This is a genomic window from Kitasatospora sp. NPDC048239 (genome assembly GCF_043202015.1).
Lineage (GTDB): Bacteria > Actinomycetota > Actinomycetes > Streptomycetales > Streptomycetaceae > Kitasatospora.
Genome location: NZ_JBICZP010000014.1, coordinates 139,159 through 163,267 on the forward strand (window position 1 = coordinate 139,159; position 24,109 = coordinate 163,267).

Sequence of the window (24,109 nt, forward strand, 5' to 3'; positions counted from 1 at the left end):
GGGCCCACCAGGTCGTAGATCTAGTCCTCGGCCAGGCGCGCGGCGCGCTGGGGGGGGGGGGCGGGGGGGGTGGGGGCCCCCCCCCCCCCCCCCCCCCCCGCCGCTGGTGTGCGCTCCTGCCGCTACTTCCTGCGCATCGCGGCCTGGACCTCCTCGGCGCTGGCGGCCAGCAGCTCCCGGATCTCCGGGCGCGCGTGGTCGGTGGCCCACTGCGCGATCTGGAACATCTTCTCCGCCGTCGGGTTGATGTGGTGGGTGTCGGGGTCGTTGAAGCCCAGCGCGGGCAGCATCCAGTCCGACTCCCGCACCTGGCGCTCCAGGACGGCCGCCCCCTCCTCGGCCGTCATCCGCTTCGCGTCCACCGCCTCGCACACCTCGGTGACCTTGTCGAAGGCCTCCTTGTAGAAGTCCACCGGGCACCACAGCCCCGGGTACGGGTTCTCGTCCAGGGCCTGGCAGTGCGAGTCGTCCCCGGTCTCCTTGGTCGCGGTCAGCGCGTTGAGGATCCGCTTGCCGCCGATCACGCTGGCCGAGGCCCAGATCCGGAACACCGAGTTCCAGAGCGGGTAGTGCGAGAAGGAGATGAAGGAGTTGTTCACCAGCCGGTCGTTGTAGTCCAGCAGGCCCTGCTCAAGCGTCTCAACGTAGGCGAACCGCTCCGCCGAGAAGTCGTCCTCGCGCAGCGCCGCCATCAGCCGCCAGGAAAGCGAGTTGATGATCTCGCAGGTGTTGGACAGCCCGCGGGAGAAGAGCGGGTCGATGAACCCGGCCGCGTGCGACATCAGGCACCAGCGATCGCCGACCGTCCGGGTCGAGGAGTACTGCATCCGGTCCGTGCTGACCCACTCCCGCACACTACGGGCGCCCTTCAACTGCCGTGCCACCGCCGGGAAGCGCTCCACATGGGACCAGAACTCCTCCTCGGGGGTGAGGTCCGGGCGGGCCGGGTAGGTCCGCGGGTCGAGCTGGATCCCCACGCTGCACAGCGGGTTGGTCGCCCCCGGGTGGTTGTCGAACGGGATCACCCACATCCAGCCCCGCTCGAAGATGTGGTGCATCGTCCCGTCGTTCCACGGCACCGGCGGGCGCAGCTCCTCCGGCGTGTCCACGTGGTCGTCGATCGCCCCCACGCCGACCATGTGGGTGAAGATCGAGCGGGCGTGGTGCTTGAGCCGGCTGGGCTCCTCGCGCAGCCCCAACTGCTTGGCCAGCGGCGAGCGGAACCCGCTGGCGTCGACCAGGTAGCGGGCGCGGAAGCTGCTGCCGTCCGTGCCGACCACCGTCACGCCGTCGTCGTCGAGGTCGAGCCGCTCCACCCGGTAGTCCTGCCGCGCGTCGCAGCCGTAGCGGACGGCGGTGTGGAACATGTACGCGTCGGTGTCCTGCCGGAAGAAGTGCGCGGCGTTGCCGACGATCGCGGGGATGCGGAACTGGCTGGTCTCCGTCGGGTCCGGCTCCTCGCCGTCCTGGTGGAACATGAACCCGAAGTTGCTCTTCTGGCCGTGCGCGCTGCTGACGTTGGCCAGGACGTCCTCGAAGCTCGCCAGGTTGGCGATCTCCGGCACGCCGTACCGGTCGGCGATCAGCCGCAGGACCACCAGGGTCTGCCCGATGGTCGACTCGCCGACGGCGAACCGGGGGTGGTGGGTGCCGTCCAGCAGCAGGATGCGGAAGCCCTGCTTGGCCAGGATCGATCCGAGCATCGTGCCCGACAGGCCGGTGCCGACGATCACGACGTCGTACGGCTGCCCGGACTGCTGCTTCGTGGTGTGCGCTGCCATGCCGTTCTCCCCTCCGGTCAGACGGACTTGGTGCCGATGGCCAGGTGGTCCCTGGTGATGGTGTCGGTGGCGACCACCCGGTCGACCGTGAAGCCGGCCTCCTCCAGGTACGCACGGGCCTGGTCGAGCGAGTAGGCCGAGCTGTCGTCCCGGATCATGGTGTGGTTGATCCGCTGGAGCAGGACCTCCGGGTCCCGCTCGTCCGGGTCGATCATGGCGTCGTACAGCACCACCTTCCCGCCCGGCCGAACCGCCTTGAAGGCGCGGCGCAGCAGCTCCTGGCGGTCGGCCACCGGCCAGTCCGGCAGCACGTGTCCGAAGATCAGCACGTCGGCCTCGGGCAGCGGCGAGGCGAAGAAGTCGCCGCCGTGGAAGGAGACCCGGTCGGCCGTCCCCGCCGCGCCCACCAGCTCGTCGAAGAGCGGGCGCAGCGCCGGCAGGTCGAACACCCCGCCCTTCAGGTGCGGGTGGGCCGCGGCGATCCGGGAGGCGACGTTGCCGCGCGCACCGCCGACGTCCACGAAGGAGGTGTAGCCGCTCCAGTCGATCTGCCGCGCCAACTCGTCGGCGGTGAAGCCGTTGTGGGCGTCCATGTGCATCATGACCTGACGGGCGCGGTCGAGGTCCTCGTAGTGCTTGGGGTAGGCCAGCGGGCCCTGCGCGGCGACGGCGGACTTCGCCTTGCCGTCGCGGAGCGCGTCGGTCAGCTGCGCCCAGGCGTGGAAGTGCAGCCGGGCGTGCTGCTGGGCGGTGCCGCCCAGGTAGGTCGGGGCTCCCGGGACGAGGAACTCGGTGGCCAGGGCGGCGACGCGGTAGCGGCCGTCCTCCCGCTCCAGCAGGTCGAGGCCGACCAGGGCGTCCAGGAAGTCCTTGAACAGCCGGTGGGCGACGCCCAGTTCGGTCCTGATCTCCTCGATGTCGGCGGACCGGTCCGCCAGCAGCTCGAAGAGGCCGAGTTCCACCGCGCTCTGCAGCGCCTTCGCCTGGAAGTAGGCGGTGTTGAGCGCGACGATCCGGCGCGCGCGGGCAGCGGGGCTGCCGGTTTCCGACGTCATGGTTCTTCCTCTCACGGGGTACGGATTGCGTTCTGCCTGGTCATGGGTCGGCCGAATGGGCCGGGTTGGCCGAGTGGGCAGGGTCGGCCGGGGTCCGGCGCTCAGCCGGCGGCGCCGAACCAGGTGGTCGCGGCACTGCGGAGCTCCTCGTGCCGGGCCGGGTGGCCCGCCCAGGCGACGTAGCCGTCGGGGCGCAGCAGGAAGGCGGTGTCGGGCTCCGCGCCCGCGATCCCGGCGGTCAGGGTGGTCACCCGGTCCGCCCAGTCGGCCAGCGGCGAGGCGGCCGGGGCTGATCCGCGCGGGGCTGAGGCGGCCGTGGCCGGTTCGGGCAGCAGCAGCAGCCCGCGCCCCTCGACGAAGTGGTCGCTGATCCGCCCGGTGCCGTCGGCGGTCAGCAGGTCGGCGTCCGGCATCCGCAGGCCGACCGACGGGTGCTCGCCCGTCCCGTAGCGGACGTCGAAGCCGGACAGCATCCCCGCGATGTACCGGTTGGTGTCCGGCAGCGCCATCAGCTCGCGGAAGGTCTGCCGCAGCGCGTCGTAGCGCGGGTCCGGGTCGATCAGCACGGCCTGGGTACGGGTGTTGTGCACCACGCCGTCGGCGACCGGCCGCCGTTCGCTCTGGTAGCTGTCCAGCAGCTCCTCGCCGCCGTGGCCGCGCACCACGGCCGCCAGCTTCCAGCCGAGGTTCACCGCGTCCTGGATACCGAGGTTGAGCCCCTGCCCGCCGGCCGGCAGGTGGATGTGCGCCGCGTCGCCGGCCAGCAGCACCCGGCCGCTGCGGTACGAGTCGGCAAGCCTGGACACGTCGGTGAGCCGGGACAGCCAGGTGACGTCGTGCATCCCGTGGTCGCCCCCGGTGTGCTCGACCAGGGCCGCGCGCATCTCCTCCTCGGTGACCGGCGCGTTGCGGTCGGGGAAGGGCTCTCCGAACCAGGCGACGGTGGCCCGGTAGACGCCCGGCTGGTGCTGGAACGCACCGAACCAGGACCTCCGCTCGGGATTGACCAGGCCCACCGGGCGCATCGGGCCCAGGCCCTCGCCGCGCGGTAGGTCGCCGCTGAACCGCATGTCCCCGATCAGCGCGTACATGTGCGGGTCCTGGCCGGTGAAGCCGATCCCCGCCTGCCGCCGCACGACGCTGCCGCCGCCGTCGCAGCCGACCAGGTAGCGCGCCCGCAGGGTGCCGCCCCCGGTCTCGACCGTCACCCCGTCCGCGTCCTGGACGAACCCGGTGACCGGGTCGCCCCGGACGATCCGGACGCCGAGCTCCAGCGCCCGTTCGGCCAGCAGCTCCTCCGTCCGCAGCTGCGGCACCAGCAGCACGTACGGGTGCCGGGTGTCGAACTCCTCGAACCGCATCGGCACGCCCAGGCTGGCGAAGTTCCCGCCCTTGAGCAGACCGGCCCCGTCCAGGAACCGGTCGAGCAGCCCGCGCAGTTCGAGCAGTTCCACGGTGCGGCCCTGCATTCCCATGGCCTTCGAATGCTTCTCCGGCTCCTTTCTCCGTTCCACCACCAGCGTCCGGGCACCGCCCAACGCCAGCTCGCAGGCGAGCATCAGGCCGGTCGGCCCCGCTCCCGCCACCACCACATCGCAGTCCACCGCGACCTCCGCTGCTGGTCCTGTACGACGGGCCCACCGTGCCAGCGGCGCTTCGAGTGGGTGTCCAGCGCCGTTGGCCGCCGCGGCGGGCGCCCGGGCACCAAACCGGCTCGAAGCGGAGCGCCTAGCGTCGGCGGGAATCCCGATCCGACCGACGGAGGACCCGTCATGCCCGTCACCCCCTTCACCGCGAACGAGGCCGCCTACCTGGCCTCGCAGTCGCTCGCCCGCCTGGCCACCGTGGACGGCCGCGGGCAGCCGCACGTCGTCCCGCTCGGCTTCCACTACAACGCGGAGCTCGGCACCGTCGACGTGACCGGGCGCGGCATGGCCCGCAGCCTCAAGTACCGCCACGTACAGACCAATCCGAGGGTCTCGCTGGTCGTGGACGACGTGGTGGACCCGGCGACCTGGTCGGTCAGGGGCCTGGAGATCCGGGGCACCGCCGAGGCGCTCCCGGTCGGCGGCAAGGAGATCCTGCCGCACGTCGACGACGAGCTGATCCGGATCACCCCGGAGCGGATCGTCTCCTGGGGCATCGACTCCGACTGCCAGGCACCGCCGCTGGCCCGGAACGTCCCGAACGGGGTGCGGGCATGATCGAGCGGCTGCCGAAGTTCCCCTGGGACGTCCTGTTCCCCTACCGCAAGCGCGCCGCCGCCCACCCCGACGGGCTGGTGAACCTGGCCCTCGGCGACCCGGTGGACCCGACCCCGGCCGTGGTGCGCGCGGCGCTCGCCGCCGCGGCCGACGCCCCCGGCTACCCCTCCACCGAGGGCACGCCGCAGCTTCGCGAGGCCGTCGCGGCCTGGCTGCTGCGCCACGAGGGGGCGACCGTCCACCCGGCCGCGGTGATCCCGGCGGTGGGCACCAAGGAGCTGATCGCCTGGCTGCCCACGATGCTCGGCCTCGGCCCCTCCGACGTCGTCCTGGTGCCCGAACTCGCCTTCCCCACCTACGAGGTGAGTGCCCGACTGGCGGGCGCCCGACTGATCCGGACGGCCTCGCCGCTGACCTACGAGGGCCCCGACCCCAAGGTGGTCTGGCTGAACTCGCCGTCCAACCCGGAGGGCCGCGTCCTCGGCACCGCCGAGCTGCGCGCGATCGTCGCCTGGGCCCGGGAGCGCGGCGCCCTCGTGGTGAACGACGAGTGCTACCTCGAACACGTCTGGGAGGGCGAGACCCGCTCGGTCCTGCACCCCGAGGTCAGCGGCGGCAGCCACGAGGGTGTCCTGGCCGTGCACTCGCTCTCCAAGCGCTCGAACCTGGCCGGCTACCGGGCCGGGTTCGCCGCGGGGGACCCGGTGGTGATCGCCACGCTGCTGGAGGTGCGCAAGCACGCGGGGCACATGGTGCCCGTCCCGGTGCAGGCCGCCATGGTGGCGGCGCTCGGCGACGACGACCACCTGGTGCGGCAGCGCGAGGGCTACGCGCGCCGGCGGGCCCTGCTGCGCTCGGCGCTGCTGGAGAGCGGCTTCCGGATCGACCGGTCGGCGGGCTCGCTGTTCCTCTGGGCGACCCGGGACGAGCCCTGCTGGGAGACCGTGGGCGCGCTGGCCGAGCTCGGCATCCTGGTGGCGCCCGGGGAGTTCTACGGCGAGGCGGGCGCGCGGCACGTGCGGGTGGCCGTCACCGAGACCGACGAGCGGATCGACCAGGCGGTGAAGCGGCTCTCCGGGGCGTTCTGAGCAGTTCCCGCCGCAGCTACCCATCGCAGTGGCCATTGCAGTACCCACCGCAGTGCCCACCGCAGCGCCCCGCCGGATGATCGGCGGGGCGCTGTGCTGCTCCCGGCCGGATCGGAGTGCTGCTCCCGGTAGGCGTGCAGCTGCCGCAGAGCGGCGGGGGGGGCCCCCCCCCCGGGCGGGGGGGGGGCGCCCCCCGGGCGGCGGGCGCCCGGGGGGCGCCCCCCGGGCCGGGGGGGGCCCGACACCCCCCGGCGGGGGGGGGGTGCGGGGGCGGGGGGGGGGGCGCGGGGGGCGCGGGGGGGGGCGCCCCCCGCCCGGGCGGGGCGGGGCCCCCGACGCCGTTTCGCCGGGACGCGGCGGTCAGCCCTCCTTGCCGGGGACGACGCTCTCGACCAGGTCCAGGTAGGAGTTGACCGGGCGGACCTCGACCGGCTGCAGACCGGCCTCCTCGACGAGCGCGACCAGCCCCGCCTTGGTGTGCTTGCGGCCGCCGACGTTGAGCAGCAGCAGCAGGTCCATCGCGGTGGTGAACCGGATCTCGGGGCTGCCGTCCACCAGGTTCTCGACCACGATGACCCGGCTGCCCGGCGACGCCGCCGCCACCACGTTGCGCAGGGTCAGGACGGTGCTCTCGTCGTCCCACTCCAGGATGTTCTTGAGCAGGTAGACCTCGGCCGAGACCGGGATCTCCCGGCGGCAGTCGCCGGCCAGCAGCGTCGCGCGGTCGGCGAGCGCGCCGCCGGGCCGCAGCCGCGGGTCGGCTCCCGCCACCACCTCGGGCAGGTCCAGCAGGGTGCCGCGCAGCCCCGGGTTGCGCTCCAGCAGCGTGGCGAGGACGTGCCCCTGGCCGCCGGCGATGTCCACCACCGTGGCGACCCCGCTGAGGTCCAGCCGGTCGGCGAGGGCGAGGGCGGAGAGCCGGCTGGACTGGGTCATCGCCTTGTCGAAGACCGCGGCCGACTCCGGCGCCTGGTCGTGGAGGTGGTCGAAGAAGTCCATGCCGTGCAGCTCGGGGAAGACGGCCTTGCCGGTGCGGACGGCCTCGTCGAGGTGCCCCCACAGCTCCCAGGTCCACGGCTCGGTGCCCCAGAGCACCATGTGCTTGAGGGTCCGGTCGGTGTCCTCCCGCAGCAGTCGGGAGGTGTCGGTGTGCGCGTACCGGCCGTCGGGCTGCTCGGCGAACACGCCGTAGCAGGTCAGCGAGCGCAGCAGCCGCTGCAGCGCGTCAGGGTCGGCGTCCACGGCCCGGGCCAGATCGGCCACGGCGGCGGGCTCCTCCCCGAGCGCGTCGGCCAGGCCCAGCCGGGCCGCCGCGCGGACGGAGGCGGCGCCGGCCGCACCGAGCGCGAGCTCGCGCAGCCGGATCACCGCCTGCGGAATGGTTTCGCCAGTCGTCGTCATCTTCAGCTCTCCTCAGGCGCCGTGCTGCGCGATCAGGTCGAACGGGGCCGGCTCGGCCTGGGCCAGCGCCATCACCTTGCCGACCCGGGAGCGGAACGCCGGGTCGGCGGTGGCCAGCTTGTGCGAGGCCGCGTCGTCCCACTCGGCGGTCTCCACGTACACCAGGGCGTTGGCGGCCGAGCGGTACAGCCGGTGCGAGCGGAACCCGGGCTGGGCGCTCATGTGCTCGGTGATCTCCTTGACGAGGGTCTCGAACTCGGCGACGTCACCGGTGACGGTGAAACGGTTGATGAAGGTGAACACGGTGTTCCTCCTGGCTGGTTGATCAGTCGGTTGAGCAGGTTGAGCAGGTTGCGCGGGTTGCGCGGTTGTTGGAGATTGGCGCCTGGTGCCGGGTCAGGGGCGGCCGGGCACCCAGTCGCGCAGATCGCGCCGCTGCACCTTGCCGGTGGCGGAGCGCGGGATGCCCTCCACCAGCCGCAGGTGCCGCAGGTGCTCGTAGTAGGGCAGTTGGGCGTTGGCGAACTCGGCCAGCGCGGCCGGGTCGACGTCCGGGCCCCTCGGGACGACGAGGCCGACGGCCACGGCGCCGCTCAGCTCGTCGGGGTGGTCGAAGACCACGCAGTCGGCGACCGCCGGGTGCCGCATCAGCACCCGCTCGATCTCGGTCGGCGACACGAGCCAGTTGTCGCACTTGAAGACGTCCTTGATCCGGTCGACGACGGCCAGCCGGCCCTCCTCGTCGATCCGCCCGACGTCACCGGTGCTGAACCAGCCGTCCGCGGGTACCGCGGGGTGGCCGTCGCCGAGGTAGCCCAGCATCAGCTGCGGCCCCTTGACCTGGATCTCGCCCTTCTCGCCCACCGGAAGGACCGCGCCGGTCTGCACGTCCACGATCCGGCAGGCCGTCCCGGCCACCGGGGGGCCGCAGGATCCGGTGGTCGGCCGGTCCAGCAGGTCGAAGTGGGTCGAGGGCGAGGTCTCGGCGAGGCCGTAGCCCTGGACCACCGGGACCCCGAAGTGCTCCGACAGCGCCGCCGTGGTGCGCGGCGGCAGCGCGGAGCCCCCGGACAGCACCGCCCGCAGCGAGGGGATCCGCAGCGCCGGCAGCCGCAGGTCCCCGGCCAGCCGGGACAGCCGCACCGGGAGGCTGTACAGGTGGGTGGCCCGCCAGAGACCGGCCAGCTCCACCATCGCCTCCTGGTCCTGCTCGGGGCAGAGCACATGGGTCGCGCCGACCGCGAGCGCGGTGTTCAGGTGCATGAGGTGGAACGACGGCAGGTTGTTGAGCGAGACCGCGTCCGCCTCCAGCCGGTGCGCGTACGCCGACTGCGCGGCGTTCACCAGCAGGTTGCGGTGGCTCAGCCGCACCGTCTTCGGCGCGCCGGTCGTCCCGCTGGTGAACTGCAGGCAGGCGGTCTCCACCTCCTCGCCGTCCGGGACGGCGGCCCGCGGCAGGGCGTCGAGCACGGGAGTGCCGTCCCCCGCGTCGGCGGTCACCACGATGTGCTCCAGCGCCGGGATCCGGTGCCGCACCGCCGCGACCCGCCGGTGCATCGCGGGCGACAGCACCGCCGCCCGTGCCCCGCACGCGTTCAGCACGTGCACCAGGGTGTCGTCCGAGATCAGCGGGTTGAACATGGCACTGGTGTTGCCGGAGCGGGAGATCCCCAGGAAGGTGACGGCGAACTCCGCGGTGAGCTCGGCGGCGATCGCGATCACCGTCCGGGGGCCGCCGAACGCGCCGCGCAGCGCCTCGGCGCAGCGGGACACCCGCCCGTCCAGACCTGCGTAGTCGAGCACCAGGCCCTCGGCGACCAGCGCCGGGTGCCGCGGTGCCCGCCGGGCCGAGCGCCGGAGCAGGTCGTCGATCCTCGGGCCGCCGATCAGCTCCGCCACGGTGTCCAGCGGGGCACCGAAGGTCGTACTGTCCGATGGGACACTGTCCGATGGGATGGGCACGTCGGGTTCCTCTCAGACGGCCGGAAGGTCGTCCCGGTACACCTGGCGGTGCCGGACCTTCAGCTCCCCGGCCTCCCGCACCAGCAGGTCCTCGCAGCTGCAGCTGAGGTGCACCGCGGCGGCACCGCCCTTGGGCGTCGCGACGATCAGTGCGTAGGTCTTGGCGAGCACACTGCCGTCCGGCTGCTCGGCGACCTCCAGCATGCCGAGCCAGTGCCGGTGCTGGACGCCCGAGGCGGCCAGCCGCGCCGAGGCCTCCCGGGCGCCCTGCTCGATGCTCGCCCGGCCCTCCTGCGGGTGCGGCCGGGCGTTGGCGGCGAAGACGCCGTCCTCGGTGAAGGTCGCGGCCCACTCCGTGACCGCGCCCTCGTCCAGGTGGCGCATCTGCCGGCCGTAGAAGTGCTGGACCTCCTCGTAGAGCGTTCCGGGCATCTGCGGGGCCTCCTCGGGTTGTTCGGGATCGGTAGGGCGACGTTCCCAGCCCCGTTTCGAATCCCGGTCGAGCGCGTTCCGTGCGGGCCCGCTCCAACGGGATTCGAAGCCCGCGGTGCAGGGTCGGGCCCAGGGGCGCCGAACGGGCCCCGGACTCTGAAGCGGAGGCTGATGCGATGAGCAGCGACACAACCGGGGTCGCCCTGGTGACCGGGGCCACCAGCGGGATCGGACTGGCCGCCACCGTCCGGCTGGCACGGCGCGGCCTGCGCGTCTTCCTCTGCGCCCGCACCGGGAAGGACGTCGCCGAGACGGTCGGGCGGCTGCGCGCCGAGGGGCTCGACGTGGACGGCGTCGCGGCCGACGTCCGCTCCCAGCAGGACGTCGAACGGGTCGTGCGGGCCGCGGTGGACCGGTTCGGCCCGATCACCGTGCTGGTCAACAACGCCGGGCGCAACGGCGGCGGCGTCACCTCCGCCATCACCGACGAGCTCTGGAACGACGTGATCGACACCAACCTCACCAGCGTCTTCCGGGTCACCCGCGAGGTGCTCACCACCGGCGGCATGGAGCAGACCGGCCACGGGCGGATCATCACCGTGGCCTCCACCGGCGGCAAGCAGGGCGTCCCGCTCGGCGCCCCCTACTCGGCGTCCAAGGCCGGCGTCATCGGGTTCACCAAGGCGCTGGCCAAGGAGCTCGCCGTCACCGGCACCACGGTCAACGCGGTCTGCCCCGGCTACGTCGAGACGCCGATGGCGGTCCGGGTCCGCCAGGCGTACGCCGCCACCTGGGAGACCAGCGAGGAGGACGTGCTCAACCGGTTCGAGCAGAAGATCCCGCTCGGCCGCTACTCCACCGCGGACGAGGTGGCGGGGATGGTCGAGTACCTGACCACGCCCGCGGCCGCCTCCGTCACCGCCCAGGCGATCAACGTCTGCGGCGGCCTCGGAATCTACTGACGCACCGTCAGGAACTGTGGCTTTCCCACTGACTGAACCCCACGAGTGAACCCGCGACGGAAGGTGGTCGACGAATGACCCGCACCGAGCACACCACCCACGACATCGACGTGGACGCCCCCGCCGACGTCGTCTACGCCGTCATCGCCGACGCCAAGGCGTGGCCCCGGCGGTTCGGACCCACCCTGCACGTGGAACACGCGGAACTTGCGGCGGGCGTCGAGCGGCTGCGGATCTGGGCCGGCGCCAACGGCGAGGTCGCGCAGTGGACCTCGCGCCGCGAACTGGACCGCGGCCTGCGGCGGATCCGCTTCCGCCAGGAGGTCTCCTCGCCCCCGGTCGCCTCGATGGCGGGGGAGTGGCAGGTCCGCGAGCGGCCCGGCGGCTCCAACCTGACCCTCACCCACGAGTTCACCGCCGTCGACGACGACCCGCAGGGCGTCGAGTGGATCACCCGGGCCACCGACCGCAACAGCCGCACCGAACTCGGCAACATCAAGACCCTCGCCGAGAGCTGGGCCCAACTGGCCCGCCTGGAGTTCGAGTTCGAGGACTCGGTGCTGGTCGACGCCCCGCTGGAGACGGTCTACGGCTTCCTCAACGAGGCCGCCGAATGGCCGAGTCGACTGCCCCACGTGGCCCGCCTCGACCTGCGCGAGGACACCCCCGGCATCCAGCACATGTCGATGGACACCCGCACCGCGGACGGGTCCGAGCACACCACCGAGTCGATCCGCATCTGCTTCCCCGGGTCCGGCATCGCCTACAAGCAGCTGCGCACACCCTCGATGATGGCCGCGCACACCGGTCGGTGGTCCTTCGAGGAGACCGGACACGGGGTCCGGGTGACCTCCTGGCACGCCGTCGTCCTCAACCCGGAGGCCATCCCCGACGTGCTCGGCCCCGACGCGACCATCGCCTCCGCCCGCGCGTTCATCCGCCAGGCCGCGGGCGGCAACAGCCGTGCCACCCTGGCACTGGCCAAGCGCTTCGCCGAGGAGCGCCATGGCTGACCGACCGCCGACCGTCCTGGTCGCGGGCGCCGGCCCGGTCGGGCTCACCGCGGCACACGAACTCGCCCGCCGCGGCGTGCGGGTGCGGCTGATCGACGCCGCCGACGGCCCGGCCACCAGCAGCCGGGCACTCGCGGTGCACGCGCGGACCATGGAGGTGCTCGACCAGATGGGGGCGCTCGACGCACTGCTGCCCCTGGGCCGACGGGTCACCCACTTCACCATGCACCGCCGGGGCCGCACCCTGGTCCGGTTCGACACCAACTACGAGACGCTGCCCACCCGCTACCCCTTCAGCCTGATGGTGGACCAGGTGGTGACCGAGCGGGTGCTCCGCGAGCGCACCGCCCGGCACGGCGTCGACATCGAGTGGGGCGTCGAACTGACCGCCGTCCAGCCCGGGCCCGACGCGGTCGAGGTCACCCTGCGCCACCCCGACGGGCGGACCGAGGAGACGACGGTGCCCTGGCTGGTCGGCGCGGACGGCGGACGCAGCACCGTCCGCCGCCAACTCGGCATGCGGCTGGTCGGGGACTCGACCCAGGAGTGGCTCAACGCCGACGTCACACTCGACGCCGACCTGGCGCCGGACAGCAACCACCTGTTGCACACCGACCCCGGAACCCTGCTGCTGGTGCCCTTCCCCGAGCCGGGCAAGTGGCGCGTCGTGGACACCGTCGACGTCGCCGGGGCCGACGACCCCGAACTGGTCCGGCGCCGGCTCGCCGCCAAGGTCGGCCGGGCCCTCGGCCGACCGGTCGAGGTCGGCGTGCCCAGCTGGCTCTCGGTGTTCACCGTGCAGCAGCGGCAGATCACCCGGATGCGCTCCGGCCGCTGCTTCCTCGCCGGCGACGCCGCGCACGTCCACAGCCCCGCCTCCGGCCAGGGCATGAACAGCGGACTCCAGGACGCCTACAACCTCGCCTGGAAGCTCGCCGACGTCGTCCGCGGCCACGCCGGGCCCGAACTGCTCGACAGCTACGACGCCGAGCGGGTCCCCACCGGCGCCGTGCTGCTGCGCTCCACCCGGACCGCCACCGCGCTGGTCTCGCTGCGCACCGCACTGGCGCCGGCGCTGCTCACCGCCGGCACCGCCGTGCTGCGCGCGGTCCCGCCGCTGCGGCGCCGGATCGAGGGCAGGATGATCCGCGGCTTCTGCGGGCTGGCTCTGGCCTATCCGGACAGCCCGCTCACCCTGCCGACCGGCGCCGCGGGTGCCGCGGGTGGCACCGGTGGCACCCGCGGCGCCGGCGGGATCAGGCCCGGCGACCGGGTGCCCGGGGCCGCCGGGCCGGCGGGGGGCGGGGTCGACTGGGGTGCGCTCCGGGCCGAACTGGCCGATCCCCGTTGGACGTTGCTGGCCTGTGTGCCCGGAGGCGGTGATTCGGGGGCCGGTGTGCCCGCGGCCGGGATCGACGGCTACCGGGAGGTCCTGGCGGAGGTGGAGCGTTCGTTCGGCGCCGCCGTCTCCGTCCGGTTGCTGGCCGACGGTGACGGTCCGGGCGTGGTGCCCGACGCGGACGGCACTCTGCGCCGTTCGCTGGGCGTGGCGCCCGGGGAGTTCCTGCTGATCCGGCCGGACGGCTATCTCGCCGCCCGCGACCGCGGCCCGGACCGGATCCCCGAGGTGCTGCGGGCCTGCGCGCTGCTGCCGGAAGGGGTCGCCCCTGCGCCTCACTGACCGGTGGGCATTCGATGGGATCGGCCGCCGTCCGGTCGCCGGTCACGTCCTGTTGTCGGTCACATTGCGTCGCCGGTGAGATCGTGCCGTCGAAGGGATCGTGTTGCCGGAGGCATGGTGTCGCCGGTGAGATCGTGTCCCTGGTCACATTGTGCCGTCGCAACGCCTGTGTCGCCCGACTTCCGGGAATGCTCCAATCCTCACCAGGTTTCGTCGGCCGCTATGGTCGGTCGCTATGGTGGGGCGACGAACTTGCCCGCCGGGGCCGGAGCGCGGTTCATCGGAGCGGGCGTCTTCGGTCCGTACCCGTCATTCGCTTACCTGCGCGCGGAGTTCCGGCGTTCCGTGTGTTCCGTGCGTTCCGAGAGCATTACGCACGGTGGCCCCGGCCATTTCCCGGGACGCGCGCGGGAATACCCGGGATCGCGCCGGGTAATCCGGGTACACCCCCGCGCCGAGCGGATTCACGGCGTCGACACCTCCCGCCAAAATCGTTGGTGCGGGAGCAGGTTGGACGAAGGGTGAAGACCGGTCGACCGGACGCGGGCCGCCCTGAGCGGATGCATGGCCCGGATGGCCCGTGTTGCAGCAGATGTGCAGGCCGCCGGAACGGGACAGGTCCCGATCACCATCGGTGATCGGGACCTGTCCGTGTTTTCCGGCCCAGCGGTTCGGCGGTGGCCGTAAGGTCAGATCCGGCCGAACGCCCGCAGCATGTACTCCTTGCGGTCCAGCGGGTTGGTGTCCGTCCGGCGGCGGCTCGGGGTCGCGCCGACCGCCGGCTGGAAGCCGTGGAACCGGGTGAGCAGAACGCCCTCACCCTGGCTCAGCCCCGGCAGCCGCTGTTCGAACTCCTGCACCGTGCGGGCCGGGATGGTGCCCTCCACCAGGCAGGTGGTGCCCTGCGCCTTCGTCGTCTCCGGCGTGCCGGTGCACTCCACCAGGTTCAACAGGGCGGTGCTGGCGTTCTCGGCCGGCACCTCCAGTTCGAACCTGTTGACCGGCTCGAACACCTGCGTCCCCGCCTGCTTGAGCGCGTTCATCAGGACCAGCGGTGTCAGCTTGCGGAAGTCCCCCGCCGCGCTGACCGGGCTGGCGAACCCGGTGTGCGTCAGCGTCACCAGGATGTCGAGCACCTCCCAACCGTGCAGGCCCTGGTGGAGCGTCGAACGCACCGCCTCCTCGACCGCCTTGTGGAAGGCGTGCGGGAGCGAGCCGAGTTCGACCGACCGCTGGAAGACGACCCCCGAGCCGAGCGCCCCGGGCTCCACCCGCAGCCCGACCGTGGCCCAGAAGAAGGTCTTGCTCCGGTAGTCGATCTCCTCCACCCACTCGCCGACCCCGACCGGCCGCTCCACACAGATGATCCGGCTGCCCTCGAAGACCACGTCCAGCTTGTAGTCGTCGGCGAGCGTCGCCTTGATGACCTCCTTCTGGACCTCGCCGTAGAGCGAGACCGAGACCTCCTGCTCCTCGTCGTTCTTGCGGACGTTGATGAACGGATCCTGGTCGGCCAACTGCAGGAGCGCCTCGTACAGTTCGGGCATCGCACCGGACCTGGTGGCCCGGACCACGGTCTCCAGGCTCGGCGGCGCGAAGAGGTGCCGGTCGCCCAGTCCCTCGGCACTGCCGAGCTGGTCGCCGATCCGGATGCCCTTGAGCCCCCAGACCTTGGCGATGTCCCCGGCGCCGGCCTCGGCCTCGATCACCGCGGAGCCCTGGTCGAACACCTCGACCACGGTGGTCCGGCCGGGCAGCTCGACGAGGGCGCCGTGCTGGTCCCGGCGGTGGATCGACACCTTGCTCCGGGGCCCCAGCACACCCGAGTGCAGTCGCACGTAGGCGACCTTCTCACCGGCCCAGCCGCGTTCGATTTTGAACACCGTGCCACGCGGTGAGCCTTCGGCGCCTCCGTGATTGACCGGAAACAGGCTGGTGATTCCGTTCATCAGTTCGGTGATGCCGGCACCGGCCACGGCCGAGCCGAAGAACACCGGGTACAGCTGCGCCAGCCGGGTCTGCCGGGCGAGCTCGGTGGTGTAGTCCTCTGCGGTGAGCGCCGTCTCGTCGTCGAGGTAGCGCGCCAGGAACGCGTCGCCGTGATCGGCCAGTGCGTCGGCCAGGTCGGTGGCGAAGTCGTCCGGGAGCTCTCCGGGTTCGTCCCGCAACTCGCCCGGGCCGGTGGAGGGTCCGAGGTCTCCGGCCGCGATCCGGCGGGCCACGGCGCGGGCCTGCGGCGTTCCGATGCGATCCACCCTGGTCATCGGCACGATGGTCGGGGTGAGTTCGGTGCGGATCTCCTCCAGCAGGTCGTCGTAGCGGGCGCCCATCCGGTCGATCTTGTTGACGAAGAGGATCACCGGCATCCCCATCTTGACCAGGGTGCGCATCAGCAGACGGGTCTGGGCCTGGACGCCCTCCACCGCCGAGACGACCAGCACCACTCCGTCGAGCACGCCAAGGGCCCGCTCCACCTCGGAGATGAAGTCCGGGTGGCCGGGAGTGTCGATGAGGTTGACCTTCACGTCGCCGACGGTGAAGGACACCACCGCCGACCGGATGGTGATGCCGCGCTGCCGCTCCATCTCGTGGGAGTCGGTCTGGGTGTCGCCGCGATCGACGCTGCCGATCCGGTCGATGACGCCGGCCGAGTACAGCAGCCGCTCGGTCAGGCTGGTCTTACCGGCGTCGACATGGGCCAGGATTCCGATGTTCACGCTTGACATGACGTGCTTCCCCTAGTTCTTCGGTCTTCTCTTGCATAACCGGAGCAACACGGATCTTTCGGGGCACGTCATTCTCCTCGGATCGAGACATGGGTCCAACGTGCTCCAGTCTAACAGCACTTGACGGTGGGTCCGCCGATCGGCGGGGGTCGATCGGCGGGGGAGTATTCCCTTCGGAACAACTGCGCCGGACGCCTTGGAATAGCGGAGGTGCCACCTTGCGCGCAGTCCCCTTGAGGGCTTGATCGAAGAGTGGATATATATGGGTCGAGCGATAATCTCGGCGAAATCGGAGGCGTCATGAGGTTCAATGTTCTAGGCCCGCTCGAAGTCCTCGATTCGGGAATTCACTGCACACCGAGCGCACTGAAGGTCCGGTGGACGCTGGCGATCCTGCTGTTGCACGCGAATCGGATCGTCGATCTCGGCGTCATCATCGAGGAGATCTGGGGCGACAGCCCCCCGCGGACGGTGGTGACCACCGCGCAGACCTACATCTACCAACTGCGCAAGCTCTGCCGGGCGGAGGGCCGCGACTTCATCCTCACCAAGGCGCCGGGCTACCTGCTGCTGTTGGGCGAGGAGGAGCTCGACGCCCAGGAGTTCGAGCGGCTGCACCTCGAGGGCGCCCGCCTGCTGGCGGACGGGCACCCCGAGGCGGCGGCGGACCGGCTGCGCCAGGCGCTGCGGCTCTGGCGCGGCTCCGCCCTGGCGGACATCCCCGTCGGCGGCACATTGGCGGGCCACGTGGCGGTCCTGGAGGAGATGCGCCTGCGGGCGCTGGAGAACCGCATCCTGGCCGACCAGCAGATCGGCCGGCACCGGGAGCTCATCCCGGAGCTGCGGTCACTGACACTGCACCACCCGCTCAACGAGTGGTTCCACGAGCAGCTCATGCTCGCGCTCGACCTGACCGGGCGGCGCAGCGAGGCGCTGCAGGTCTACCGCTCGCTCTACCGCAAGCTCAACGACGACCTGGGCATCGATCCCTCGCAGCCGCTGCGGGACCTGCACAACGACCTGCTCAGCGGTGTCGTGCAGCTGCGCGAGCCGCGTCGGCCGGGTGCGCTGCCGCCGGTGATGGAGCACGGCCGAACGGCGCGCTCAGCATAACGGCACCAGTAGCGCGGCGGCCCTGGCCTTGTTGACGGCGTCGATTCGGGAGACCGCGTTGAGTTTGACGAAGACGTTCCTCAGGTGTCGTTTGACGGTGCCCGGGGCGATGCTGAGGCGGCAGGCGATCGCGGAGTTGCTCAGGCCGTTCGCCACCAGTCCCATGATCTCCCGTTCCCGGGAGGAGAGTTGGGTTCCACGCTGGCCGGCCGCCAGCCCGAGGCCGGACCGTGAGGCCATGATGTACACCCGGTCCCGGTTGACGGCCAGCCCCCGGACCACGGACACCAGGCAGTCGCTGGTCACGTCCTCCGGCAGATAGGCGCTCACTCCGGAGCTGAGGTACATCTCCACCTCGCCGGGTCGCTCGTGCTTGCTCAGCACGGCCACCCGACAGGGGGCGCCCCGGTCCAGGAGTCGGACCAGGTCGTGTTCGGCGGCGGCGAGGGACTCGCTCGCCCCGTACAGCACCACGTCGATGCGGTGCTCCGACAGCACTTCCAAGGCCTCGGTCACGTCGCTCACGGTCGCGTGGACGACCAGATCCGCCTCGGCGGAGAAGAGCGCGTGCAAGCCCTTGCGCAGCAGCGAATTTCTTTCGACGACGAGGATCGATGTGCGGGTCTTCAGCAGTGTCACGATAAGTCCCGTGGGTAACAGGCGCGGTTTTCCCGGTTGTGGGAGCCGTTCGCGACCGCCGCGGAATGTACCGCGGAAGCCGTTTCCCGGTGCCACCCGGTGCGGCCGTATTCTGGTGATGTCGGGCGCGGCGAGTTGTCGGTCCCGACTGTTGTCATGCGGCCGTCCTCACCCGGGGTCCCGTCGGTTTCGACCGGCGGCGGTGAGGCCCGTCCGTCATTTCGGCCGCGGTGCCGTCCGATTTCCGGACGGTGGTGAAGCCCCGTCGCGTCGCCCGGGGGTGTGGGCCCCGCCTCCGCCGCGGGCGGGCCGCGAGGGGCCCGTCGGAACCTGGGACTCCGCAGGTGCCGCCGGTGGTGCCGGATGGTCGGAGCCCGCTCGGACGGCGGCACCGGTCCGCGCGGCGGGGGCCGCCGGACGGGTGCGGGGCCGGCCGTCAAGCCGGGTTCGCCAGCCGATCATTTTCTCCCGATCGTCGGTTGGTGGATGATTTCAGTGGGTTAATGGCGTGGTTGTCGGCGGCCGACGGGCCGCTTTGCCGTAGGGCGGCCGCAGTTCCCGACCCGGCGGTCCGCAGAGACAGTCGGTCAATGCCGTCCGACGCGGCGGTGGTGCCGGGCCCGTCGTTACGACGTGCCATAAGGAGAACCTAACCGACCGTCAGGGCCACCCCAAGAGCGCTTTTTCGCCGCCTGGGCGGCGGTGAGATCACGGGATGGTTTCGCTCTCCGTAAACAGAGCGGAGGTGCGGAGCGAGGATTGCTCTCCACGTGTGATTGGCGCGTGTGGAAACGGGGAAGGTGACGCTAAATGATCAGAACGCCCACTCCGGCCCCGGTGGCCGGGGTGGAGGGCGGACGACTGCCGCTCGGCCGCCGACAGGTGGCGGCCGAGCCTGCGGGTCGTGACCCGATCGCCTCCTGAACTGCCCTTGTGGGCACACATGTTGGCCCCGATGGTCACTTCGCGGCGGTCGGCTGCCGCTGGTCGGCGGGTAGGCCGACCGCCCGGGGCTTGCCTCGAGCGGGGCTGTACCGGCGAGGTGGCACCCGTCTCGGGGGTAGCGCACAGGTGACATCCGCCGACGGCCTGATGCCGTCGTGCCCTCCCGGGCGGCCGACCCTTACTCGGTGCTGGCTTCTCGGCTGCTTCCTCCTCTGCTGTCCGCCCTCTCGGTGCCGTTGCGCTTGCTGCCGCTCCCTTCGGTGCCGTTCCGGTCGGTGTCGTCCTGCGTGGTGCCGTCCGGTTCGGTGTCGTCCTGCGTGGTGGTGTCGCGATTGGTGGTGTCGTGTTCGGTGCCGGCGCGTTGAGCGGTGTCGCGTTCGGTGTCGGCGTGTTCGGTGCGGGCGCGTTCGGTGCGGGCCCTGCCGGTGGACTGGACCGGGATGCCGGGGTCGGCGCGGTCGGTATGGTCGGCGCGGTCGGAATGGTCGCCGCGGTCGTGCTGCATGAGCCACATCTCGCGGAACGCGCCGTCGGTGGTGGTGAGCCGGGGGAAGGTGCCCTCCTGGATGATGCGGCCCTTGTGGAGGACCACGATCCGGTCGGCCACGGCGGTGTTGATCAGGTTGTGGGTGACCAGCACGATCGCCCGGCTGCGGGCGAGTGCGCGCAGGTTCCGGAGGATCCGGTGTTCGGCGCGCGGGTCGAGGTCGGAGGTCGGCTCGTCCAGGATCATGAGCGCGGCCGGCCGGTAGAAGGAGCGGGCCACGGCAAGGCGCTGCCACTGACCGGAGCTGAGCTCCACGCCTCCCCACCACTTCTTCGACAGCAAGGTCCGCCAGCCGCTGCGCAGGTCGGCGACGACCTCGTCGGCGCCGGTGGCCGACGCCGCGCGCTCCAGGGCGGTCGGGTCGTCCACCGGTTGGCCGAGGTGGACGTTGTCGACGGCGTTCATCGGCCAGCGGGCGAACTCCTGGGTGGTGACGGCGACATGTCTCCATGCGGCGTGCGGGTCCAGCTCCCGGGTGTCCGTGCCGTCCCAGCGGACGGCGCCCACGGTGGGCAGGTACAGGGCGGTCAGCAGCCGCATCAGGGTGGACTTGCCGGAGCCGTTGACGCCGACGACGGCGACGATCTCGCCCCGACGGATGGTGAAGTCGATGTCCTCCAGGGCCGTGGCATCGGTCTCCGGGTAGCGGTAGCCGACCCCGCGCACCTCGATTCGGTCCGGCGGTGCCGGGGCGGTCCGCCCGCGGTCGAGGCGGTGGCCGCCCGCCTCGTCCAGGAACGTCGACCAGTCGTCCAGGTACATGCCGGTGCGGAACAGCGTGGTGCCCTCGCCGACCACGCCCCGCAGGGCGTTCCCGGCCGCCACCAGGGCGAACACCGCGGTGCCGGCCGAGACGACGGACATCCGGCCGGTGGCCAGCAGCCACACCAGCGCGCCCCAGACCAGCGCGCCGCCCGCTCCGGCGACCAGTGCCCAGACGAGGGAGACCCGCAGCGACGTCCACGCCGCCTCGTTGGTGCGCCGGTCGACCTTGGCCCCGGCCCGCGCGTAGCGGTCCAGCAGGACCGGCGCCATGGTGTCGGCGCGGATCGCGTCCGCGCACGCCTTGTCGGCCATGAACCAGCGCATGAGGCCCAGCACGCGCCGGTCGGCGAAGGTGTCGAGCATCGCCAGGTACTGCAGCCGGGCCACCTTGATCGAGGCGATGCCCTGCGGCAGCGCGGCCAGGAGCAGCAGCGGCAGCAGCAGTGGGTGCAGGATGCCGGCCACGCTCGCCGCGGCGACGAGCGACGCGGCGGCGGCGATCACGTTCTGGGCCTGGCCGAGGATCTCCTGGGACACCTCGGCGCCCCGGTCGGCGGCGTCCCACCGGTCCTGGAACCCGGAGGTGTCGTAGGCGGAGAGCTCGGCGTTCATCGTCGCCGCCGCGAGCCGGAGCTCGGACTCGCGGGAGATCTTCGGCGACAGGCGGTGCGACAGCCAGGTGATCACGATGCCCAGCAGCGCCCGCAGGCCCGCGGACGCGGCGATCAGCAGGACCGAGGGCGCCGCGTCCCACATCCGGCCGGACACGTCGCCGGAGCCCACCAGCGCGGTGATCGTGCCGGTCGTCGCGAACAGTCCGAACGCGCCGAGTACGCCGGAGACGGCCTGGCAGGCCAGCAGGGCGAGGACCGAACCGCGGTCCAGCCGCCAGGCCGGCGCGAAGGAGCGGGCGATCAGCTGGGGCAGCCGACGTGCCATCCGGGCGGGTGTCATCGCGGCCGCCGCCTGGCCGCTGGTGTCGCCCTGGTAGCTCCAGGCCATCTCCTCGGTGTGGTCCCCGGAGTCCGTCGGTTTATCGTTCTGGCTGGTTGTCGTGGTGGTCAACGGGTGTCTCCTAACGGGTCGTTGGGGCCTCGGAGGGACGATGATGCCGGTCTCCGGCTGGCTCGCCGGGCGTGTCGCCGTGACGCCACTCGAACGTGTGATTCATCGGTGGGTGGGGAATTCGCAGGGCTGGCCCGAGGACCGACGGAAGGGTCGGCAACGGGGCGGCGGCCGGGGAGGCCGTGCGTCAGACCGGGGAGCCCGTGCCCAGGCCCGGGGGTAGCCCCGACCTGCTCCCCGCGAGGCCCGAAGTACTCCGTTCGTGGCGGTTCGCTACTGCGTGCGCAGTACGTGAACCGCCTGCGGAGCGATGACGACGTGAGCGCCCCGGCCGACCGAGGATTGCCGTGCTCCGGGCGACCCGGGCCGACAGGCCGACGGGTGGGTCCGGGCGTGCACCTGGTGATCGTCATTTGAAGGAGTCAGCTCTCCCGTGGCCACAATCCTGTACCGCCTGGGCCGATGGGCCTTTCTCCGGCGCCGCCTGATGGCCCTGTTCTGGGTCGCGCTGCTGGCGACCGCCGGGGTTCTGGCCGCCAAGGCTCCGGCCGCACCCGACGACGGGTTCGCCATGCCCGGCACGGAGGCGCAGCAGGCCTTCGACCTGATGGACGAGCGCTTCCCCGGCGCCATGGCCGACGGGGCCTCGGCGCGCCTGGTGTTCGTCGCGCCGTCCGGGCAGAAGATCACCGCCACGGCCAACCAGCAGGCGGTGGAGCGGACGGTCGCCGAGCTCGCCCACGCCGAGCAGGTCACCAGTGCGGTCAGCCCCTTCCAGGCGGGCGCCGTCTCCAGGGACGGCTCGACCGCCTACGCGACGGTCGGCTACGAGGCCAAGCCCGGCAAGCTGACCACCTCCGCCACGGACGCCCTCGAACAGGCCGCGCAGCACGGGCGGGACGCCGGGCTGACGGTCGAGATCGGGGGCACCGCCCTGCAGGCCGAGCCCGAGGCCGGCGGTTCGACGGAGGCCGTGGGCATGGCGCTCTCCGCCGTCGTCCTGGTGATCACCTTCGGGTCGCTGGCAGCCGCCGGGCTGCCGCTGCTGACCGCCCTGGTCGGGGTCGGCCTCGGGATCGCCGGCATCACCGCGCTCGGCAGCACGCTGGGGCTCTCCAGCACCACCAGCACGCTGGCGATGATGCTCGGCCTCGCGGTCGGCATCGACTACGCGGTCTTCATCATCTCCCGCTACCGCGCCGAGCTCGCCGACGGCCACGAGCCCCGGGAGGCCGCCGGGCGCGCCGTCGGCACGGCGGGTTCGGCCGTGGTGTTCGCGGGGCTCACCGTCGTCATCGCGCTGGCCGGCCTTTCCGTGGTGGGTATTCCGGTGCTCGCCAAGATGGGTCTGGCGGCCGCCGGCACGGTGGTGGTGGCGGTCCTGGTGGCCCTCACCCTCGTCCCGGCCATGCTCGGGTTCCTCGGCCGGCGGGTCCTGCCCCGCCGCTCGGCCGCCCGCCGCGGCTTCGGCGGTGCCCGCACCCGGGGCCTGCGCCGGGCGCGGAACGCTCCGGCCGGGTCCGCCCCGACCGCGAACGGGGCGGGCATCCCGGACGCGCAGCCGGTCAACGGCGGCGCCCGCTGGGCCCGCCTCGTCCTGCGCCGCCCGGTGGCGGTGCTGCTGGCCGGCGTCTTCGGTCTCGGCATTCTCGCGGTGCCCGCCCTCGACCTGCGCCTCGGCCTGCCGGGCGACGAGTCGCAGCCGACCTCCACCACCCAGCGCCGCGCCTACGACCTGCTCTCCGACGGTTTCGGCCCCGGTTTCAACGGCCCGCTGACCGTCCTGGTCGACGCCAAGGGCGTCGCCGACCCGAAGGGCGCCGCCGAGCGGATCGGCAGGACGGTGGCGGGCCTGCCGGGGGTGGTGTCGGCGTCGCCCCCGATGTTCAACAAGACCGGGGACACGGCGATGATCAACGCCGTCCCCTCCACCGGCCCGAGTGCCGCCGAGACCAAGGACCTGGTGCACGCGATCCGCGACCGGGCGGACGGACTGAAGACGGCCACGGGTGCGACGGTGCTGGTCAGCGGTGCCACCGCGATGAACATCGACGTCTCCCAGAAGCTCACCGACGCACTGGTCCCCTACCTCGCGGTCGTCGTCGGCCTGGCCGTGCTCCTGCTGCTGGTGGTGTTCCGTTCCGTCCTCGTCCCGCTGAAGGCGGCGCTCGGGTTCCTGCTGTCGGTGGCCGCTGCCCTCGGCGCCGTGGTCGCGGTCTTCCAGTGGGGCTGGCTCGCCGACCTGATCGGAGTCGACCAGACCGGCCCGGTGATGAGCGTCATGCCGATCTTCCTGGTCGGCGTGGTCTTCGGCCTGGCCATGGACTACGAGGTCTTCCTGGTCACCCGAATACGTGAGGCCTACGTCCACGGCGAGGAGCCCGGCGAGGCGATCGTCACCGGCTTCCGGCACTACGCCCGCGTCGTCACGGCCGCCGCGTTCATCATGATCAGCGTCTTCGCCGGCTTCATCGGCATGAACGAGTCGATGATCAAGATGATGGGCCTCGGCCTCGCCGCCGCCGTCGCCTTCGACGCCTTCGTGGTCCGGATGGCGATCGTGCCGGCCGCCCTCGCCCTGCTCGGCCGCAGGGCGTGGTGGCTGCCGCGCCCGCTGGAGCGGATCCTGCCCGACATCGACGTCGAGGGCGCCCGGCTGAACACCCGGGTGCCGGAGCCGGAGCCGGAGCCGGTCAGGCACTCGGTGGGCGTCTGAATCCTCCTCCCAGG

17 protein-coding genes are annotated in these 24,109 nt (G+C 72.1%); 7 read left to right on the forward strand and 10 right to left on the reverse strand.

Annotated elements, in window-relative coordinates:
• Positions 1 to 122: 122 nt before the first annotated feature.
• From ACGFZP_RS30560 to ACGFZP_RS30570, 3 genes are all read right to left on the reverse strand, one after another.
• Positions 123 to 1,781, reverse strand: coding sequence for an NAD(P)/FAD-dependent oxidoreductase (locus ACGFZP_RS30560; protein WP_392939214.1), 1,659 nt, complete (start codon positions 1,779 to 1,781; stop codon positions 123 to 125).
• Between the two features lie 17 nt (positions 1,782 to 1,798).
• Positions 1,799 to 2,836, reverse strand: coding sequence for a methyltransferase (locus ACGFZP_RS30565; RefSeq protein ID WP_392939215.1), 1,038 nt, complete (start codon positions 2,834 to 2,836; stop codon positions 1,799 to 1,801).
• 101 nt (positions 2,837 to 2,937) lie between these two features.
• Positions 2,938 to 4,440: an FAD-dependent monooxygenase gene (locus tag ACGFZP_RS30570; RefSeq protein WP_392939217.1), complete on the reverse strand. Its 1,503-nt coding sequence runs from the start codon at positions 4,438 to 4,440 to the stop codon at positions 2,938 to 2,940.
• Between the two features lie 168 nt (positions 4,441 to 4,608).
• On the opposite strand from ACGFZP_RS30570, the gene ACGFZP_RS30575 reads away from it, so the two are divergent.
• Both ACGFZP_RS30575 and dapC read left to right on the forward strand, forming a co-directional pair.
• On the forward strand, positions 4,609 to 5,040 hold the full coding sequence (locus tag ACGFZP_RS30575) for a PPOX class F420-dependent oxidoreductase (protein WP_392939218.1): 432 nt from the start codon (positions 4,609 to 4,611) through the stop codon (positions 5,038 to 5,040).
• Complete coding sequence (gene dapC, locus ACGFZP_RS30580) at positions 5,037 to 6,128, forward strand: succinyldiaminopimelate transaminase (protein WP_392939220.1); 1,092 nt, start codon at positions 5,037 to 5,039, stop codon at positions 6,126 to 6,128. Before ACGFZP_RS30575 ends, dapC begins: the two co-directional genes overlap by 4 nt.
• A 360-nt stretch (positions 6,129 to 6,488) precedes the next feature.
• Here the strand turns inward: dapC and ACGFZP_RS30585 are convergent, their stop codons facing one another.
• The 4 genes from ACGFZP_RS30585 to ACGFZP_RS30600 form a co-directional block, all read right to left on the reverse strand.
• On the reverse strand, positions 6,489 to 7,529 hold the full coding sequence (locus ACGFZP_RS30585) for a methyltransferase (protein WP_392939221.1): 1,041 nt from the start codon (positions 7,527 to 7,529) through the stop codon (positions 6,489 to 6,491).
• 12 nt (positions 7,530 to 7,541) lie between these two features.
• Positions 7,542 to 7,832 carry an antibiotic biosynthesis monooxygenase family protein gene (locus ACGFZP_RS30590; protein WP_387951870.1) on the reverse strand — a complete coding sequence of 97 codons (291 nt, stop codon included), beginning with the start codon at positions 7,830 to 7,832 and terminating at the stop codon, positions 7,542 to 7,544.
• A gap of 93 nt (positions 7,833 to 7,925) precedes the next feature.
• Positions 7,926 to 9,491 (reverse strand): class I adenylate-forming enzyme family protein, encoded by a 1,566-nt coding sequence (locus ACGFZP_RS30595; protein ID WP_392939222.1) that lies wholly within the window; start codon positions 9,489 to 9,491, stop codon positions 7,926 to 7,928.
• Between the two features lie 12 nt (positions 9,492 to 9,503).
• The gene (locus ACGFZP_RS30600) at positions 9,504 to 9,923 is read right to left on the reverse strand and encodes a nuclear transport factor 2 family protein (RefSeq protein WP_387951874.1); all 420 of its coding nucleotides are present in this window, start codon (positions 9,921 to 9,923) and stop codon (positions 9,504 to 9,506) included.
• A gap of 176 nt (positions 9,924 to 10,099) precedes the next feature.
• On the opposite strand from ACGFZP_RS30600, the gene ACGFZP_RS30605 reads away from it, so the two are divergent.
• From ACGFZP_RS30605 to ACGFZP_RS30615, 3 genes are all read left to right on the forward strand, one after another.
• A complete protein-coding gene (locus ACGFZP_RS30605; protein WP_392939224.1) occupies positions 10,100 to 10,885 on the forward strand; it encodes an SDR family NAD(P)-dependent oxidoreductase in 786 nt (261 codons plus the stop codon).
• 74 nt (positions 10,886 to 10,959) lie between these two features.
• Positions 10,960 to 11,898: an aromatase/cyclase gene (locus ACGFZP_RS30610; RefSeq protein WP_392939226.1), complete on the forward strand. Its 939-nt coding sequence runs from the start codon at positions 10,960 to 10,962 to the stop codon at positions 11,896 to 11,898.
• Complete coding sequence (locus tag ACGFZP_RS30615) at positions 11,891 to 13,579, forward strand: FAD-dependent oxidoreductase (RefSeq protein WP_392939228.1); 1,689 nt, start codon at positions 11,891 to 11,893, stop codon at positions 13,577 to 13,579. The genes ACGFZP_RS30610 and ACGFZP_RS30615 overlap by 8 nt, the downstream gene beginning before the upstream one ends.
• A gap of 689 nt (positions 13,580 to 14,268) precedes the next feature.
• Here the strand turns inward: ACGFZP_RS30615 and ACGFZP_RS30620 are convergent.
• Positions 14,269 to 16,305: a GTP-binding protein gene (locus ACGFZP_RS30620; RefSeq protein ID WP_392939229.1), complete on the reverse strand. Its 2,037-nt coding sequence runs from the start codon at positions 16,303 to 16,305 to the stop codon at positions 14,269 to 14,271.
• Positions 16,306 to 16,605: 300 nt separating this feature from the next.
• Here ACGFZP_RS30620 and ACGFZP_RS30625 point away from each other — a divergent pair, with 300 nt between their 5' ends.
• Positions 16,606 to 17,418, forward strand: coding sequence for a BTAD domain-containing putative transcriptional regulator (locus ACGFZP_RS30625; RefSeq protein ID WP_392939231.1), 813 nt, complete (start codon positions 16,606 to 16,608; stop codon positions 17,416 to 17,418).
• Here ACGFZP_RS30625 and ACGFZP_RS30630 read toward each other — a convergent pair.
• Together ACGFZP_RS30630 and ACGFZP_RS30635 are read right to left on the reverse strand one after the other, a co-directional pair.
• Positions 17,410 to 18,057 carry a response regulator transcription factor gene (locus ACGFZP_RS30630; RefSeq protein WP_392939233.1) on the reverse strand — a complete coding sequence of 216 codons (648 nt, stop codon included), beginning with the start codon at positions 18,055 to 18,057 and terminating at the stop codon, positions 17,410 to 17,412. The two genes, ACGFZP_RS30625 and ACGFZP_RS30630, sit on opposite strands and share 9 nt — an antisense overlap.
• A 1,123-nt stretch (positions 18,058 to 19,180) precedes the next feature.
• Positions 19,181 to 21,379 carry an ATP-binding cassette domain-containing protein gene (locus ACGFZP_RS30635; protein ID WP_392939235.1) on the reverse strand — a complete coding sequence of 733 codons (2,199 nt, stop codon included), beginning with the start codon at positions 21,377 to 21,379 and terminating at the stop codon, positions 19,181 to 19,183.
• 433 nt (positions 21,380 to 21,812) lie between these two features.
• Here ACGFZP_RS30635 and ACGFZP_RS30640 point away from each other — a divergent pair, with 433 nt between their 5' ends.
• Positions 21,813 to 24,095, forward strand: coding sequence for an MMPL family transporter (locus ACGFZP_RS30640; protein ID WP_392939237.1), 2,283 nt, complete (start codon positions 21,813 to 21,815; stop codon positions 24,093 to 24,095).
• Positions 24,096 to 24,109: the final 14 nt, after the last annotated feature.

Coding starts and splice junctions, on each gene's coding strand:
- ACGFZP_RS30560 (WP_392939214.1), bottom strand. CDS start 1,781: ATGGCAGCGCACACCACGAAGCAGCAGTCCGGGCAGCCGTACGACGTC.
- ACGFZP_RS30565 (WP_392939215.1), bottom strand. CDS start 2,836: ATGACGTCGGAAACCGGCAGCCCCGCTGCCCGCGCGCGCCGGATCGTC.
- ACGFZP_RS30575 (WP_392939218.1), top strand. CDS start 4,609: ATGCCCGTCACCCCCTTCACCGCGAACGAGGCCGCCTACCTGGCCTCG.
- dapC (WP_392939220.1), top strand. CDS start 5,037: ATGATCGAGCGGCTGCCGAAGTTCCCCTGGGACGTCCTGTTCCCCTAC.
- ACGFZP_RS30585 (WP_392939221.1), bottom strand. CDS start 7,529: ATGACGACGACTGGCGAAACCATTCCGCAGGCGGTGATCCGGCTGCGC.
- ACGFZP_RS30600 (WP_387951874.1), bottom strand. CDS start 9,923: ATGCCCGGAACGCTCTACGAGGAGGTCCAGCACTTCTACGGCCGGCAG.
- ACGFZP_RS30605 (WP_392939224.1), top strand. CDS start 10,100: ATGAGCAGCGACACAACCGGGGTCGCCCTGGTGACCGGGGCCACCAGC.
- ACGFZP_RS30610 (WP_392939226.1), top strand. CDS start 10,960: ATGACCCGCACCGAGCACACCACCCACGACATCGACGTGGACGCCCCC.
- ACGFZP_RS30615 (WP_392939228.1), top strand. CDS start 11,891: ATGGCTGACCGACCGCCGACCGTCCTGGTCGCGGGCGCCGGCCCGGTC.
- ACGFZP_RS30620 (WP_392939229.1), bottom strand. CDS start 16,305: ATGTCAAGCGTGAACATCGGAATCCTGGCCCATGTCGACGCCGGTAAG.
- ACGFZP_RS30625 (WP_392939231.1), top strand. CDS start 16,606: ATGAGGTTCAATGTTCTAGGCCCGCTCGAAGTCCTCGATTCGGGAATT.